General features: G+C 70.1%; 16 protein-coding genes and 1 pseudogene. 13 read left to right on the plus strand and 4 right to left on the minus strand.

Annotated elements, in window-relative coordinates; genetic code table 11:
* Positions 1 to 484: 484 nt before the first annotated feature.
* The 9 genes and pseudogenes from ACTWPV_RS47115 (at position 485) to ACTWPV_RS47155 (ending at position 6848) form a co-directional block, all read left to right on the plus strand.
* Positions 485 to 882, plus strand: a pseudogene (locus ACTWPV_RS47115) (metalloregulator ArsR/SmtB family transcription factor).
* Positions 879 to 1013, plus strand: a complete 135-nt coding sequence (locus ACTWPV_RS47120; RefSeq protein WP_443156835.1) for an NAD(P)-binding protein — start codon at positions 879 to 881, stop codon at positions 1011 to 1013. The pseudogene ACTWPV_RS47115 and the gene ACTWPV_RS47120 overlap by 4 nt, the downstream one beginning before the upstream one ends.
* Before the next feature lie 761 nt (positions 1014 to 1774).
* Positions 1775 to 3097 carry a M28 family peptidase gene (locus ACTWPV_RS47125; protein WP_443156836.1) on the plus strand — a complete coding sequence of 441 codons (1323 nt, stop codon included), beginning with the start codon at positions 1775 to 1777 and terminating at the stop codon, positions 3095 to 3097.
* Between the two features lie 343 nt (positions 3098 to 3440).
* Positions 3441 to 3776, plus strand: coding sequence for an ArsR/SmtB family transcription factor (locus ACTWPV_RS47130; protein WP_347648626.1), 336 nt, complete (start codon positions 3441 to 3443; stop codon positions 3774 to 3776).
* Between the two features lie 12 nt (positions 3777 to 3788).
* Entirely contained in the window at positions 3789 to 4217 is a 429-nt protein-coding gene (locus tag ACTWPV_RS47135) for a hypothetical protein (protein WP_443156837.1), read from the plus strand.
* On the plus strand, positions 4214 to 4780 hold the full coding sequence (locus tag ACTWPV_RS47140; RefSeq protein ID WP_443156838.1) for a GNAT family N-acetyltransferase: 567 nt from the start codon (positions 4214 to 4216) through the stop codon (positions 4778 to 4780). Before ACTWPV_RS47135 ends, ACTWPV_RS47140 begins: the two co-directional genes overlap by 4 nt.
* A gap of 151 nt (positions 4781 to 4931) precedes the next feature.
* Positions 4932 to 5348 carry an ArsR/SmtB family transcription factor gene (locus tag ACTWPV_RS47145; protein ID WP_443156839.1) on the plus strand — a complete coding sequence of 139 codons (417 nt, stop codon included), beginning with the start codon at positions 4932 to 4934 and terminating at the stop codon, positions 5346 to 5348.
* On the plus strand, positions 5348 to 6439 hold the full coding sequence (gene arsB, locus ACTWPV_RS47150) for an ACR3 family arsenite efflux transporter (protein WP_443156840.1): 1092 nt from the start codon (positions 5348 to 5350) through the stop codon (positions 6437 to 6439). The genes ACTWPV_RS47145 and arsB overlap by 1 nt, the downstream gene beginning before the upstream one ends.
* Positions 6432 to 6848, plus strand: coding sequence for an arsenate reductase ArsC (locus ACTWPV_RS47155; RefSeq protein ID WP_443156841.1), 417 nt, complete (start codon positions 6432 to 6434; stop codon positions 6846 to 6848). The genes arsB and ACTWPV_RS47155 overlap by 8 nt, the downstream gene beginning before the upstream one ends.
* A gap of 250 nt (positions 6849 to 7098) precedes the next feature.
* Here ACTWPV_RS47155 and ACTWPV_RS47160 read toward each other — a convergent pair whose 3' ends face one another.
* Positions 7099 to 8859, minus strand: coding sequence for a SpoIIE family protein phosphatase (locus ACTWPV_RS47160; protein ID WP_443156842.1), 1761 nt, complete (start codon positions 8857 to 8859; stop codon positions 7099 to 7101).
* 660 nt (positions 8860 to 9519) lie between these two features.
* Complete coding sequence (locus tag ACTWPV_RS47165) at positions 9520 to 10362, minus strand: SDR family oxidoreductase (RefSeq protein ID WP_443156843.1); 843 nt, start codon at positions 10360 to 10362, stop codon at positions 9520 to 9522.
* Positions 10363 to 10558: 196 nt separating this feature from the next.
* On the opposite strand from ACTWPV_RS47165, the gene ACTWPV_RS47170 reads away from it, so the two are divergent.
* Positions 10559 to 11449, plus strand: coding sequence for a helix-turn-helix transcriptional regulator (locus tag ACTWPV_RS47170; RefSeq protein ID WP_443156844.1), 891 nt, complete (start codon positions 10559 to 10561; stop codon positions 11447 to 11449).
* A gap of 368 nt (positions 11450 to 11817) precedes the next feature.
* Here the strand turns inward: ACTWPV_RS47170 and ACTWPV_RS47175 are convergent, their stop codons facing one another.
* Both ACTWPV_RS47175 and ACTWPV_RS47180 read right to left on the minus strand, forming a co-directional pair.
* Positions 11818 to 12147, minus strand: a complete 330-nt coding sequence (locus tag ACTWPV_RS47175; protein WP_443156845.1) for a hypothetical protein — start codon at positions 12145 to 12147, stop codon at positions 11818 to 11820.
* A gap of 136 nt (positions 12148 to 12283) precedes the next feature.
* Positions 12284 to 13231 carry a quinone oxidoreductase family protein gene (locus tag ACTWPV_RS47180; RefSeq protein WP_443156846.1) on the minus strand — a complete coding sequence of 316 codons (948 nt, stop codon included), beginning with the start codon at positions 13229 to 13231 and terminating at the stop codon, positions 12284 to 12286.
* A 137-nt stretch (positions 13232 to 13368) separates the two neighbouring features.
* On the opposite strand from ACTWPV_RS47180, the gene ACTWPV_RS47185 reads away from it, so the two are divergent.
* From ACTWPV_RS47185 to ACTWPV_RS47195, 3 genes are all read left to right on the plus strand, one after another.
* Complete coding sequence (locus ACTWPV_RS47185) at positions 13369 to 13791, plus strand: MarR family winged helix-turn-helix transcriptional regulator (RefSeq protein WP_347648616.1); 423 nt, start codon at positions 13369 to 13371, stop codon at positions 13789 to 13791.
* A 34-nt stretch (positions 13792 to 13825) separates the two neighbouring features.
* Positions 13826 to 14065 (plus strand): hypothetical protein, encoded by a 240-nt coding sequence (locus tag ACTWPV_RS47190; RefSeq protein ID WP_443156847.1) that lies wholly within the window; start codon positions 13826 to 13828, stop codon positions 14063 to 14065.
* A 277-nt stretch (positions 14066 to 14342) separates the two neighbouring features.
* Positions 14343 to 14747 (plus strand): hypothetical protein, encoded by a 405-nt coding sequence (locus tag ACTWPV_RS47195; RefSeq protein WP_443156848.1) that lies wholly within the window; start codon positions 14343 to 14345, stop codon positions 14745 to 14747.
* Positions 14748 to 14966 lie beyond the last annotated feature (219 nt).

Below are 14966 nucleotides of genomic sequence, written 5' to 3' on the forward strand. Positions count from 1 at the left end.
AATGCGCCTCGCCACACCGTGACGTCCGAACCGTCACAGCAGTTTTCTCCAGCACAGTTTCACCCCCGGCTGTTGTCCCCAACCGAAGACTGCCGGGAGAACGCGACATACGACTAGGACTACCGGCCGCAGCCCTGACGGGTACTACGTTGCCGTACAGCGGCAACTTCCGCAGCCCCTCTCGGCCGCGGCCGGCCCGACGGCGGCCCGGGGCGGATCGTGGGTAGCGCAGCGAGATGATCTCCTGCATCTCGGCCCGCGCCTGCGGGGTGTCTGCATCGCGCCGCCCATCTGTGCGATGCCACCGTGATCCGCGGCAACGAGACCGAGATCGACACCGGCGTCGGTGCGAACCGTGGGAGCAGACCATCGCGGCGCTGTTGCGCAGCGCCTGCCGCACGCCCGCCACTACTCCACTGAACCGGCCGACAGGGCCTTGAGGCGGAAGGCGTGCAAGACATAATTCGAATTAGAAGGGGTTGTCATGACCGTCCCCACCGGCCAGTGCTGCGCCCCGATCGCCCGTGAACCGCTGGCCGAGGACACTGCTGCCGAACTCGCCGTCATGCTCAAGGCGGTCGCCGACCCGGTACGGCTGCGCCTGCTGTCCATGATCGGCTCCCACGCCGGCGGCGAGGCATGCGTCTGCGACCTGACCGACGCCTTCGACCTGACCGCCCCCACGATCTCCCACCACCTCAAGGTCCTGCGCACCGCCGGGCTGATCGACGGCGAACGCCGCGGCACCTGGTCTACTACCGCATCATCCCCGAGGCGGTGAACAAGCTTGGCGCCCTGTTCGCCCCGCTCACCGAGTCCACTCCTGGACCCGCCCCCCGGCCTGCGGCGGGACGCACTGAGCTGGAGCTGCTGCCCGCATGACGGTCGCCCCGGCCCGTCGACGTCCCGGTGTCGGCGGCGGGCCGGCGGGCCGGGCCGCCAGCTACTATCTGCGCCGCGCGAGAGCCGACTTCGTCATCCTCGACGCTCAGGACAGCGCCGGCGGCGCCTGACGGCACCTCTGGGACAGCCTGCGCCTGTTCTCGCCGGCCCAGTACAGCTCGCTGCACAGCGGCACACATGTGCACACCGCGCGGCAAGCGCGTGATCATCGAGATCGACGGCCGCGCCCTGTTCGACCTGGCCACCCGCCGCCACCGCCCGCCCAAGCGGGCGAGCAGGCCGGGAGCATGGCCGTCCCGCCCGTGCGCGAGGCCCGCGAGCGGGGCGTGCTCAAGGCCAGAGCCCATGTCCATCCCGCCTGCACCTGCCGGCTATGGCGACTGGACCGGGCCGCCTCGGCCGCCCTGATCGGCGCCGGCTGTACCGCCCGGCAGCTCGCCGCCGAGATCACTCACCCAGCCGCAGTACGCTTCGCGCCGCGCCTAGCAACTAGACCCATCATGATTAGATGCTCATCTATCTTGACGGATATCAAAATGTTCTGAGATCGTGGCATCTGCTTCGACATCCATCTAATTTTAGGGCTGAGGTGGGCACTCCGCCCTGCTCAGTAGGGAGACACGATGACGAACCAGGCCAGCGGCGGCTTCCTCGGGAACCTGGATGAGGCATTCGCCCCGCCCGCTGCGGGAGGTTGCTGTGGCGGCCCCTCCGCCTCCACCGGCGAGCCATCCGCCCTCGCAGGGCAGAGCGCGGAGCCGGCCGCCGCCGAGCAGGCGGCTCATAGAGGTTGCTGCGGGCAGGACCCGGCTCCGGCCGGTCTCCGGGCCGACTCTCAGGCCGGTTTTCAGGGCGCCGCCGGGTGCTGCGGATGACCTGCACAACATCCGACCTCGGCCAGGGCGAGCCGGATCTGGCCGCTCTGGTGGAGGCGGTGTCGGCCACTCGCATGCACGCCACGGTGCGCGAGCTGGCCGGCGACCGCTACGCCGGGCGGCGTGTGGGCTCGCCCGGCGGCCGCGCGGCCGCTGTCTGGCTAGCCGAGCAACTCGGCGAGCTGGGCGCGCAGGTGCAGGTGTCGGAGTTCGACGTTGCAGGGCTGCGCGAGCTGTATGAGACGCCCGTGCTCGAATGGAGCAGCGCCGGGCAGACGCGGCGCCTGGAACACCGCCGTGACTTCGTCGAACACCTGGCCTCCACCGAACTCTCGCACCCGCGCACCGCCCTCCTGACCAAGGCCCCCGAGACCGGCTCCGAGACCGGCTCGCCGGCCGGCCTGCGCGGCCGATGGGTACTGGCCGACGCCACCACCTGGGGGCGAGCGTGCGAGCTGGCCGAGGCGCAGGGCGCGGCCGGAGTGCTGACCGTACGCGGCACCGACGCCGAAGGCTGGATGCCCAAGATGATCGCCGGTCCGGCTGCCCGCACGGTGGCCGTCATCGCCGTGCATCCTGAGGTCCACAGGCGCCTGGCCGAAGCGCTGGATGGCGGCCCGGTTCAGGTGACCGGCTCGATGCCGTTGCGGCAGGTCGCCACCCGAGGCCGCAACGTCTACGCCCGCTTCTCGCGCCCTCCTCGTACCGAAACGAGCACTCTGACCGGCAGCCCAGCCGACGGCGGCAGAGGCGGCACCGATCACGGTGGCGCGCAGGCCGGGCTGCGCATACTGCTGAGCGCGCACTACGACGGCGTCGGCGACGATCCCGGCCGGCGCCTGCCCGCGGCCGCCGACAACGCCTCCGGGGTGGCCGCGGTCCTGGAGGCCGCCCGCGTGCTGGCGGCCGCTGCGCCACCCGGGGAGCTGGAGCTGACGGTGGCCTTCCTGGACGCTGAGGAGGCGGGCGCGTGGGGCTCGGCCCATCACGCCGCCGCCCTGCCACCGGACACGCTCGTGATCAACCTCGACGGTGCCGCGCAGTTGCACGAGGCCGCCGCTGTCGAGGCGGGCGGACCCGCCCACGCTCTGCTGGCCGCCCTGGACCAGGCCGCCCGCCTGACCGGCGTGCCATTGAAGGCGGGCGCGATGGCCTCCGACAACCGCCGCTACGCCGCCGCCGGCCTGGCCTCGATCGGCATCGGCATGGGCATGCCCGGCTACCAGACTCCCGCAGAGACTCCGGATCGCGTTGAGCCGGACACACTGATGGCCGCCGCCCGGCTGCTGGTGGCGACCGTCATGCTGCTCAACGCGTAGGAGGAGCGCCAGAGCGGGAAACAGCTCTCGTCACCTGGGCCATCAAGCTGGCGCCAACGCCGGTTCGATGGCTGACCGGAGAGCTGGCCAGTTCACAGTCCGGATGATGACGGATGACGGCCAGCGGGGTGTGGCGCTAGCCGGTCGGCGGCGCGCCGTCTCGCGCGGCGAGGGCGGCGAGAGCCTCGGCGCACCGCCCAGTGGAGGAGTTCTCCTGGTCGCCGCGCCGTCGTGATCGTCCATGTACGTGATAACAGTTCGTTATCACGTACATGGAAGGCCTGGGCGAGAAGGAAGAACCGGGCTTCCGCTCGCCTAATTAATCGAATATCGTCGATGAACGATGAACGAGAACAAGGGGCCCTTGCCGCGTGCGGAGGCCGAGGAGTACGCGAGCTGGTTCAAGGCTTTGGCTGACGCCACCCGCATCCAGATCGTTTCGCTGCTGGCGCGGCGGCGCGCGCCGATGAGCGTGGGGGAGATCGTGGCCGCTTCCGGGGTGGGCCAGTCCACCGTCTCCCACCATCTGAAGATCCTGGCCGAGGTGCGGTTCGTCCTGATCGATCGGCAGGGCACGTCCAGCCTGTACCGGATCAACGAGAACTGCGTGAACTGTTTCCCGACCGCCGCCGACGTGGTCATGGGCAACCCCGTCCCGGCAGCGCCCACCTGCGAGTGAAGGAGCCTGGTCATGGCGCACGACGAGATCATCGACCACTACTCGGCCCTGGCCCGCGCCGCGGACGCCGGCCGGACGGTCGCCGACTGCCGGCAGGACGCCTTCGTACAGGGCGGCTTCGGCGCGGCCGGCTACGACGACCTGACCGTGCTCCCCGAGGGGGCGGTGCGGGCCAGCCTGGGCTGCGGCAACCCGGTGGCCGTCGCCGACCTGCGACACGGCGAGACGGTGCTCGACCTCGGCTCGGGCGGCGGCATCGACGTGCTGCTGTCGGCGCGCCGCGTCGGCCCGTCCGGGACGGTGTACGGACGCACGTCCGGGACGAGCGGGCGCGGCAGCGGGCTGAGCAGCGCATCGGCTGCGCGGCCGGGTCGCTCGCCGTACGGGAGTACCGGGACCTGCTGGCCGCTGCCGGCTTCGTCAAGATCGCCATCACGTTGACGGCCGATCACGGCGACGGGGTGCACTCGGCCATCGTCCAGGCCGTCAAACCCGCCATCGGGCCCGGCCTGGAGATCCGGCCGATGCGTGAGGGCGACGCCGCCGAGGTGCTGGCGATCTACCAGGCCGGGCTGGACACCGGCCAGGCCAGTTTCGAGACCACCGCGCCCAGCTGGGAGGGGTTCACCGCGAGCCGGTTGCCGCATCTGCGGTATGTGGCGGCCGATAGCGACTCCGGCGAGGTGCTCGGCTGGGTGGCCGCCTCGGCGGTCTCCGGCCGCCCGGTCTACGCCGGGCTGGTCGAGCACAGCATCTACGTCCACCCCGGCTGCCAGGCCCACGGCATCGGCCGCGCGCTGCTGTCGGCGTTCATCGCCGCAAGCGAGGACGCCGGCGTGTGGACCATCCAGTCGGGCGTGTTCGGCGAGAACGCCGCGAGCCTGAGTCTGCATCAGGCGCTCGGTTTTCGGATGGTGGGCACGCGCGAACGCATCGGCCGCCACCGCGGCGTCTGGCGGGACGTGCTGCTGATCGAACGCCGCAGTGCTGTGATCGGAGCCTGAAAGACCGCAAGGGCCGCCGTTGGCCCGGCGTTCACCTGCGCGACCTATCCCCGCCGGCTGAGAGCAGCCACCCTTGTTCCAAGCGTGTAGAGACAGATGTCAACATAGACATGCGTCAATTTCGATGAACATCTATACGGGAGGGTAGTGGATGGAACTGCTGGAGATCTTGGAGTGCAGCCCGCCGCTGGCCCGCGAGCCGCTGGACGCCGAGCAGGCGGCCGGGGTGGCACGGGTGTTTAAGGCGCTGGGCGACCCGGTACGGCTGCGCATCCTGTCGATCGTGGCCAGCCGCGCCGGCGGCGAGGTGTGCGTATGCGACATCACCGACGCCTTCGAGCTGTCCCAGCCCACCATCAGCCACCACCTGAAGGTACTCAAGGAGGTCGGCCTGCTGACCTCCGAGCGGCGCGCTTCGTGGGTGTATTACCGGCTGGTGCCCGAAACGCTGGGCGAGCTGTCGGCGCTGCTGACGTTGCCCGCTGGTGGGCCCGCCAGCGGGTCTGCCAGCGGGTCTGCCAGCGGGTCTGCCGGCCTGCCGGGCGCTGCAGCGGCGGTGTCACGGTGATGTCGGCTCAACCCGCACAGGCCACCGCGCCACCGGCCGGCGTGATCGGCGCTCTGTCGATGCTGGATCGGTTCCTGCCGATGTGGATCATCGCGGCCATGGGCGTCGGGCTGCTGCTCGGGCGTCTGCTGCCCGGCCTGGACACCGCGCTGGACGCCGTCAAGATCGGTGAGATCTCGCTGCCGATCGCGCTCGGCCTGCTGTTGATGATGTACCCGGTGCTGGCCAAGGTCCGTTACGACCGCCTGAACACTGTCACCGGCGACCGCCGTCTGCTGGTCTCCTCGCTGGTGCTCAACTGGGTGCTCGGCCCGGCGCTGATGTTCGCGCTGGCCTGGATCTTCCTGCCCGACCTGCCCGAGTACCGCACCGGCCTGATCATCGTCGGGCTCGCGCGCTGCATCGCCATGGTGCTCATCTGGAACGACCTGGCCTGCGGGAACCGGGAGGCCGCCGCCGTTCTGGTCGCGCTCAATTCCATCTTCCAGGTGGTCGCGTTCGGCGCGCTGGGCTGGTTCTACCTGCAGGTGCTGCCCGGCCGGCTCGGCCTGCCGGGCTCGGAGCTGGAGGTGTCGGCCTTCGACATCGCCTTCTACGTGCTGGTCTTTCTGGGTATCCCGCTGGCCGCCGGTTACGCCTCGCGCAAGCTGGGCGAACGCTCCCGTGGCCGCGACTGGTACGAGCAGCGCTTCCTGCCGCGGGTCGGCCCGATCGCCCTGTACGGGCTGCTGTTCACCATCGTCATCCTGTTCGCCCTGCAAGGCCACACCATCACCTCCCAGCCCGGCGACGTGGCCCGCATCGCGCTGCCGTTGCTGGCCTACTTCGCCCTCATGTGGGGCGGCGGCTTCCTGACCGGCAAGGCGATCGGCCTGCCCTACGACAAGACCACGACGCTCGCCTTCACCGCCGCCGGCAACAACTTCGAGCTGGCCATCGCGGTCGCGGTCGGCGTCTTCGGCGTCACCTCCGGCCAGGCCTTGGCCGGAGTGGTCGGCCCGCTCATCGAGGTTCCCGTCCTGGTCGCCCTGGTCTACGTCAGCCTGGCCGGCCGCCGCCTGTTCACCCGCAAGGAGCCCACCCGTGCCTGACCGCACCCCCGACAAGCCCAGCGTGCTGTTCGTCTGCGTGCACAACGCCGGACGCTCCCAGATGGCCGCCGGCTGGCTCACCCACCTGGCAGGGGACCGCGTCGAGGTCCGCTCCGCCGGATCGGCTCCGGCCGATCAGGTCAACCCGGTCGCCGCCGAAGCGATGCGCGAGGTCGGCATCGACATCACCACTGAGCAGCCCAAGGTTCTGACCGTCGACGCCGTACAGGCCAGCGACGTGGTCATCACCATGGGCTGCGGCGATGCCTGCCCGATCTTCCCCGGCAAGCGCTACGAGGACTGGAAGCTCGACGACCCGGCCGGACAGGACATCGAAGCGGTCCGGCCGATCCGTGACGACATCCGCCGCCGTATCGAGAAGCTGCTGGCGGAACTCGTGTCTGCCTGATTCTCCGCCGCAGCCCCCGTCGTAATCAGGTGGTGGGGCCTGCGTCATGTCCGGGGCACGGTAGGTGATCCAGACGCGCGCACCCGGCCACCCCTTGCTGTCGTGGGTGAGCTACGGCGGCGGGGAGCGGCGAACGGCCGGGTGCAGGGTCGTTGACGATGCCGTGGGCACCCTACGCGTGTTCGGCCGCGCTACATTCCGCGCTTACCTCGGGCCATCTGGTCGGCGAGGTATCCGGGGTGGTGGGGGGTCAGGCCTGGATGCGGGCCATGAGCACGGCGATGTCGTCCTCGGCCGGCGCGTCGCCCACGATGGAGCCGATCACTGCCGCGCACACCCGTTCGAGCGTCGCCGTCTGCAGCGTCGCTTGGACGAGGGCGTCGCCGAGCCTGGCCATGCCCGCGTCGAGGTCGGCCTGCCGCGTCTCGATCAGGCCGTCGGTGTAGAGGGCCAGCAGGGTCCCGGCCGGCAGGTGGAGGTCGTGCGACTGGAAGGTGCCCAGCCCCACGCCGATCGGAGTGCCGGTGGGCAGTGACGGGAAGGTCACGTCGCCGGACGGGGTCACGATCGCGGGCGGCGGGTGCCCGGCCGCGGCCATGGTGCAGCGGCTGGTCTGCGGATCGTAGACGGCGTACAGGCAGGTGGCACCCGTGGCGTCGAAGCCGCGGGCGTCATTCGCCATCAGGTGGTCGAGGTGGGTGAGCAGCCCGTCCGGCGGCAGGTCCAGGTAGGCCAGGGTGCGCACGGCGGTGCGCAGCCGGCCCATGGCGGCTGCGGCGTTGATGCCATGCCCGGTCACATCGCCGACGACTAGGGCGATGCGGTCGCCGGGCAGGTGGATGGCGTCGTACCAGTCGCCTCCCACCCCCTCGTGCGTGTCGGAGGGCAGGTAGCGCGAGGCCACCTCGACGTTGCTGCTGCCGCACAGGTCGTGCGGCAGCAGGTCGCGCTGGAGCGCGAGCGCGGTCAGCCGCTCGCGCGTGTACTGGCGCGCGTTGTCCAGGCTGAGCGCGGCCCGCGTGACCAGCTCCTCAGCCAGGAGGTCGTCCCTGCTGAACGGCGCCGGGTTGGAGGTGCGCCCGAACACCGCGACGCCGAGCACGTCGCCGCACGCCTCCAGCGGAATGACGATCAGCGAGTGCATGCCGGTCGCGTGGATGGTCCGCGCCCGGTCGGGGACCAGGTCCAGCCAGGTACCGGGCGAGGTGTCCAGCACGGGCTCGAAGTGCGGCCGGCGCGAGTGCAGGACCTCCATGAACGGGGATCCCGGCGGCACGAACACAGTCTCCTTGCGCTCCCGGAGAGACTCGGGCACCCCGTCGTGCACCGAGGCCGCGCCGGCCCGGCGGAAGACGGGGATGCCGGCCTCTGTCGCGGCCGGCCGCTGCAGCGGCTCTGCGCCGGGGAGCATCGCGTCCGGCAGATCGACGGTCACGTAGTCGGCGAGGACCGGAACGGCCAGCTCGGCCAGCTTCTCGGCGGTTTCCATGACATCCAACGTGCTGCCGAGCCGGATGCCGGCCTCGCGCAGCAGGTCGAGGTGATCTCGCGCCTTGCTGTTGCTGAAATCCAGGGCCACCGAGCACACGCCCCACGGCCGGCCGTCCGCGCCCTCCAAGGGCAACAGCGAGATGGACATCGCGCGCTCTTGACTCCTGTGGGACCAGCGGGCCTCCCGGTCGATCGTGGGCCGGCCGTCGGCGAGCACCTTGCGCATCGCGTCCTGCACCGCTTGCGTGTCGATCCCCTCGATGACCTCGGTCAGGGAGCGGCCGATCCGGTAGAACGGGTAGCCGTCGCTGAGCTGCTCGGCCGCCTTGTTGAACCAGACGCAGCGCAGGTTCTTGTCCCAGATGGCCATGGCGACGGGGAAACTGCTGATGAGCGACTCCCGCAGGGTGCCGATGCCGATGGACAGGTCGATGGTGGCCGGGATCGCCGACACCAGCCAGGCCCCCTGTCGGCTCCCGGCGCCATCGCCGAGAGTGAGCGGGGCGGCCTCGGCGCGCACGACGACCCACCTCGCCGTCCCGCCATCGCACCTCCGTCAATCCCGTTCGCGGCAGGGGCGCGCCGGGCCGTTCACCGTCGCGGTCGTGGCTCTCGGACGGAGGCTGCCGGCTGCTTTCATGCCCATCACCTCCGGTGGGGACGAGTTCGCTGCCAAGCCATTACTCAGACTAGCTGCGCTTAACCTGCAACTATTTCAAGCGTGACCAAATTTTGACGTGACATATACGGTTACACCGCGCGTACACGCAAGGATTTTCGGCGCAGCCGACTCCAGGGCCGGGGATCTACCAGAACCTTCGGCCCGCGCCCGCGCCCCGGCGCCTACCCGGACCGAACTCCAGGAGCTGACGCGGAGGCCCATGCAACGGACGCTTCCGCCACAATCGCGAGGTTCGGTTCTTCAGCTCGCCGTCCGTGCCGGATGCATCAGGAGCTCAGGCCGGCGCTGATCAGCCAGATGTGTTCGCAGGTCGCGGACACCTTTGTGCAGCTTCTCGCAAGAGTCTTGCGAAGCGTGGTGGAAGGTCCTTCGATCATCCAGCTCAGGGCGCGTCAGACGACCTGCGCGGTGGCAGGACGGTGATCTCGGTGAGGTTGACGTGGCGGGGCGGGGCGGGGCGGCGACGAACGCCACCGTTGTGACGGTTACGGCCTGTGATCACGCAGCGGCGTCGTCGTGCGCGGTGGCGGCAGACTTCTCACGCCAAGGGGCCGCATCCTGCTCGATCCGGTCCAGTTTGACCTGCAGCCGCTCGAGCGTGTCGGGCCCGAGGTACAGGTGCCCCGGCAGCTTGTCCTGGCAGGTGACCTCGTAGATCAGAGCGGCGCTCTTGACCGGGTCGCCGAGCTGCGTGTGGTTGGCCGTACCGGCCCAGTCCAGGGTGACATGAGCGGGAGTGCCGTTGTAGGCGCCGATGCGGTGCTTGGCGGTGGACAGGGAGCTGGCATCGAGGAAGTCGGTGCGGATGACGCCGGGCTCGACGACCATGCACTGGATCCCGAACGGTGCCAGCTCCGCCGACAGCGCTTCGCTGATGCCCGCGACGGCGAACTTCGAGGCAGCGTACATGCTCACCCCAGGCTCGCCCTCGAAACCGGACCGAGACCCGATGTTGACGATCTTCCCGCGACCCGCGGCGCGCATGCCCGGCAGCACGGCGCGGATGAGGTTGATCAGGGCGAAGACGTTGAGGTCGAACAGGGAGCGCGCCTCGGCGTCGGTGATCTCCTCCAGCGCGCCGAGCAGGCCCCGGCCCGCGTTGTTGACCAGGACGTCGATGCTCCCGAAGCGCTGGGTGGCCGACTCGACGGCCTGGACGATCTCCTCGCTACGGGTAACGTCGAGCCGGACGCCGAGCACCCGGTCGGACCGCTTGAGATCGTCGGGCAGGCCGGCAGGGTCACGGACCGCCGCCACCACGGTGTCGTCGTGCGCCACGGCGGTGCGGGCGATCTGCAGACCGAGTCCCCGGGAAGCGCCGGTGATGAACCACGTGGACATGTGAACAGCTCCTTCGTGCTGATGGGGAGAACGGGCCGGAACTGGTCGCGGCGCGGTGCGCCCCGCTTCCGGCCTGGCTTCCACTGAACCAGCTCTGAGCAGCGATAACAGGCTCGAATATAGCCCAAGCGATCGGGGGACAAACTGGGCCACCCTTACGGAGCGGTGCCCTGCGGGAAGCGGCGACACTAGAGGTATGGAGCGTGACCACACCAGCACCCCGCTCGCGGGGTTCCTGCGCTCGGCCCGCGCCCGGCTCAGCCCGCACCAGGCCGGGATCGACGAGCCGGCGCTGGGCCGGCGCCGCGTGTCCGGGCTGCGGCGCGAGGAACTCGCCCGGCTGGCCGGAGTGAGCGCGGACTACTACACCCGTCTGGAACAGGGCCGCAGCCGCAGCGCCTCACCCGAGGTGCTCGACGCGCTGGCCACCGCGCTCCACCTCGACGACGCCGAACGCGAGCACCTACACACCCTCGCCCGCCCGCAGCCCGCCCGGCGCCGTCGGCGACCGCGCCCGCAACGCGTCCACCCCGCCACCTGGCGGCTGCTGGACACTCTGGAGGAGGCGCGCCGGCCCGCCTTCGTCCTGGGCCGCCGCCTGGACGTCCTGGCGCACAACCGGCTCGCCGGGCGCCTGATCGCCGATTTCCGGGCCCTGCCCGCGGACGAGCGCAACCAGGCGCGCTTCGTCTTCCTCGATCCACACGCGCGCGAGCTGTACGGGAACTGGGCCGCCGTCGCCGCCGACACGGCTGCCATGCTCCGCCGCGACGCCGGCCGCCACCCCGACGACCCCGCCCTGGATGCGCTCGTCGGCAACCTGTCCATCCACAGCGCATCATTCCGCCGCTACTGGTCCGACAACAAGGTCCACCAGCGCACCACCGGCAGCAAGGACTACCACCATCCCCTCGTCGGCGACCTCACCATCACCTACCAGGCCCTCACCCCCGCCGACGACCCCGACCAAACGCTGTTCATCTACGACGTCGAGCCCGGCAGCTCGTCCGAGACCTCGCTGCACCTGCTCGCCCAGTGGAACGAGCAGACCACTGACAACCACCTCACCACGAACAGAAAGGGGTGACGAGCATGCGGACGAAGAGTCGCGTCAGTGAGTTGGACGGGAGCGGCTTGGCGGGACTTTCGTTCCGGTGCTTGTCGGCCCCCGAAGCGATCACGCACGCCAGATGACTGAGACTTCCTCCGCATCACGCCCCGCCTGCTCGAACGAGACGCTCCAGCAAGAGGCCAACGGCCCGCGCTGCCGTACGCCGGCACCATCGACATGGGCCACCTCGAACCCGTCACCGGGCCTCGCCAGGAAACCGCCTCAGGTCTCGCCGCCATCAGGTGGGGGTTCATCACGCGGCCTCTCATCGGCGCGGTCTCGCTCCCGGCAGGCGGATCACAGCCGGATCAGGTCGGCGACCTCCTCGGGCAGGCCCGGTGAAGTCATGACATGGCCCATCCCGGACACGACGTGCAGTATCGCGCCCGGAATCGCGGCAGCAGGTCAGGGGCGTCCATCCACGCGGCCCGGCCATGGTCGGCCGCGGCCGCCGGGTCGGTAGCCCGCGACAGCGCCAACTCCGGCATCGCTCGGGCGGCCGGCTCGTCGAACGGCCGAGGCGCCCCGTTGAAGACCCGGAACAAGGCCACGTCGGACTCCACACCCAGCGGCAGCCCGGCGACCAGATGAGCGAGAAACGCAGGCGACGGCGGCGGCAGATCATCCGGGTCGGCCGGCTCCCCGGCCCTCGCCCGTGCCCACAGGCCAGCCATCCGACCCACCAGTTTCCCGGGCTGATCTCGCGTTCGACCTGGTCACGTCCGCCGAACAGCGCGTGGTCGCTCAGGGCCGCCGACATGTCAGGGGCCGGTCAGAGGTTGGGACCGGTACGGAAGCTCGGCGTGCTTCCTACCTGACCTTGAGGGCCAGCTTCCCGACATAGTGATCCTTCAGGGCACGATGCGCGTCTTCGACCCGCTCCATCGGGAAGGTCCGGGCGACGTGGACCTCGAAGGAACTCGCCTGGACGATCGCGTTCAGCCGATCGGTGGTGGTGCGGCTCCGATCCCCGTCGTAGTAGGACACCGGCGCGCCCGGCGACGTCGCGAGCACGGGCAGGACACCGTTCGGCCAGGCGATCCGTCCCGAGTTGTTGATCGCGCGAAGAGATCGTTCAGCGATCTCGCCTCCCACGGTGACCAGAGCCGCATCGAGCCCGCCCGGTGCGAAGTCGAACGCCGCAGCCAACACATCGTCTTTGCGGCCGTCGACGGCGTGGTCAGCGCCCAGCCGCCGGGCCAGGGCGACACCGTCGTCACCCGAGGCCACGGCCAGCACTCGGATGCCGTTGTGCCGCGCCAACTGCACGGCCAGGTGGCCGATACCCCCGCTGGCCCCGAAGACCATGAGCGTCTGGTCCGGCCGCAGGCCGAGCAGATCGAGGCCGCTCAGTGCGGTCAGGGCATCCCAGGCCATCGCGCCGGCCTGCTCCGTCGGCAGCCGGTCGGGCACGCGCGCGACGTACTCCGCCTCGACGACGCCGTACTCGGCGTAGAAGCCGCCACGCGGCACCGGCATCGTCGCAGCGTAGACACGCTCGCCCACGTCTAACCGGGTGACGTTGCGCCCGACCGCGGCCACCGTGCCCGCCGCGTCCCAGCCGAGGACATAGGGGAAGGCCGACGCGACGCCGAAGGCGCCGTCGTAGTCCCCCTCGCGCTCGACCGCGTCCCAGGATCCGACCCCTGCGAACTCCACCCGGATGAGGACGTCGTCGTCGCCGACCTGCGGGAGTGGTATCCGGCGCGCTGAGAGTTCGTCGATTCCGCCGAAGCGGTCAAGGACGACCGCGTTCATCTGCGGCGCCACGTTCGCGCCGCCCGCTCTGCGCTCGGCTGTGCTGTCCATCGGCCCTCCATGTTATTTGAGCGAATCAAGCATCATTGGACCACAGCTATTTGAGTGAATCAAATAACTCCGCTAAGCTGGCGGCCATGGCGCTGCCGAACGGCCCCGTAGCCACCTCGTCCAAGGCCGAAGCCGTCTTGTTCGACCTGGTGGACATATATGACCGCGCCTACGAAGCAGCCGCGGCCGAGGTGTCGCTCAGCTCGGCGCAGGCATGTGTGCTCGGGCGACTCGACGAGCGACGCGGCATGGGCGCCCTGGCCGAGGAGCTCGGCTGCGATGCCTCCAACATCACCCAGATCGTCGCGCGTCTCGAAGCGCTCGGCCTCGTGACCCGCGAGCCGAATCCCCGGGATCGCCGCGCACGACTCGTCGCGCGAACTCCCCGAGGAGACGAGACCAACCAGCGGTTCGCCACGGCCTTCACCTTCGCCCGTACGGCGGTCGGACGGCTCTCACCCGACGAACAGGACCAGTTGACGGCGCTGCTGCGCAAAGCGCTGGGCTGACGCGCACCCGCGGCCGGTAATCATGTTCGGCGTCGTGGGGCTGCTGGTCACAGGGCGCGCGGGGGAGGGCCCCGACTCCAACGACGCCGCTGCCCGGCCGGCATCGGCTGCCACCGTGCTTCCGCAGAAGTTGTCCGAACCGCCCGCGATGCCGAAGGAGGAGCCGTCTCCTGCCGACGACGCCACGTTGAGCGAGAATCTGACGTACGAATTGCGGCGCAAGACCCTTGACATGGCCGAGGCCGCGGGCGAGGTCACCGCCCGGTGCCCCTAGAAGGTGGCGTCGAAGAACGGTACACGGGTCACGCTACCGCGACAGCATCGACTATGCCCTCTGCAACGACATCCCAGATGCCGTGCTCGTGCCGTTGAACGCGAAGACCACGTACACCTGCGAGGTCGTCTTCAAGGGCAAGCAGCCGACGGGATATGCCGAGGCGGTGCGGGTTACCGAGGTCGGGCCGCGAGTCTCCTGACATACCGGGACCACGAGGGGTGTTCGGAGGTCATGCTGCGGCCGTCCGGATGGTGCCGGGCAATGCACGTGCGCGGTGTCACCGGCACGCCACCCCATCCGCTACGGCCGCAACGACCTCCTGCGGCGCGGGGAATCCGTCCGCACCATCGCCGCCGGGGTGAAGGTATCCGTCGGCGTCGTCCACGAAACCCTCGCGGCCGCTGCCGAGGGCAACCCCACTGACCAGCCCCGACTTCCCGAGGAGCGCGCCGTGCCACTGCCGCGGATCCCGCTCGACGACCCGCGTGTGCTGGCCCTGGCCAAGGCCCGCCAGCAGCTCGCCCACGACTGCGCGTTTCTGCCGACGTGGGACGAGCCGACCGACAAGGAACGCGAGGGCTCCCTGCCCGATGCCCGCAACTACCTGGAGTCGGCGGTCAACGCCGGGCTCGTCCCGGCCGTGGAACTGATCGACAGCGGCTGGCGCGCGCGAGCCTGACCAACATCAACGACGAGATCGAGCGGCAGGCCACCGCCATGGCCACTGCGGCCGCCGACCTCCCGCCGCGCCGTGAACATCATCGGCTCAGCCGAGGCCCCCGTAGGCCCACCGACATCAGGACGGCCAGTCACGTTGAAGAGCCCGCCGCGCTCCTCAACGTGACTGACCGTAGCGGAGGTTGCAGAGAGCTACTTTGGGGCTGGACCCGAGCGGGGC

The organism is Nonomuraea sp. KM88, from assembly GCF_052245635.1.
In the GTDB taxonomy this organism is placed as follows: domain Bacteria; phylum Actinomycetota; class Actinomycetes; order Streptosporangiales; family Streptosporangiaceae; genus Nonomuraea.

Excerpts from the sequence above, each read along its gene's own strand:
- ACTWPV_RS47120 (WP_443156835.1), top strand. The coding sequence starts at position 879 with ATGACGGTCGCCCCGGCCCGTCGACGTCCCGGTGTCGGCGGCGGGCCG.
- ACTWPV_RS47125 (WP_443156836.1), top strand. The coding sequence starts at position 1,775 with ATGACCTGCACAACATCCGACCTCGGCCAGGGCGAGCCGGATCTGGCC.
- ACTWPV_RS47130 (WP_347648626.1), top strand. The coding sequence starts at position 3,441 with ATGAACGAGAACAAGGGGCCCTTGCCGCGTGCGGAGGCCGAGGAGTAC.
- ACTWPV_RS47135 (WP_443156837.1), top strand. The coding sequence starts at position 3,789 with ATGGCGCACGACGAGATCATCGACCACTACTCGGCCCTGGCCCGCGCC.
- ACTWPV_RS47145 (WP_443156839.1), top strand. The coding sequence starts at position 4,932 with ATGGAACTGCTGGAGATCTTGGAGTGCAGCCCGCCGCTGGCCCGCGAG.
- arsB (WP_443156840.1), top strand. The coding sequence starts at position 5,348 with ATGTCGGCTCAACCCGCACAGGCCACCGCGCCACCGGCCGGCGTGATC.
- ACTWPV_RS47165 (WP_443156843.1), bottom strand. The coding sequence starts at position 10,362 with ATGTCCACGTGGTTCATCACCGGCGCTTCCCGGGGACTCGGTCTGCAG.
- ACTWPV_RS47170 (WP_443156844.1), top strand. The coding sequence starts at position 10,559 with ATGGAGCGTGACCACACCAGCACCCCGCTCGCGGGGTTCCTGCGCTCG.
- ACTWPV_RS47175 (WP_443156845.1), bottom strand. The coding sequence starts at position 12,147 with ATGGCTGGCCTGTGGGCACGGGCGAGGGCCGGGGAGCCGGCCGACCCG.
- ACTWPV_RS47180 (WP_443156846.1), bottom strand. The coding sequence starts at position 13,231 with ATGAACGCGGTCGTCCTTGACCGCTTCGGCGGAATCGACGAACTCTCA.
- ACTWPV_RS47185 (WP_347648616.1), top strand. The coding sequence starts at position 13,369 with ATGGCGCTGCCGAACGGCCCCGTAGCCACCTCGTCCAAGGCCGAAGCC.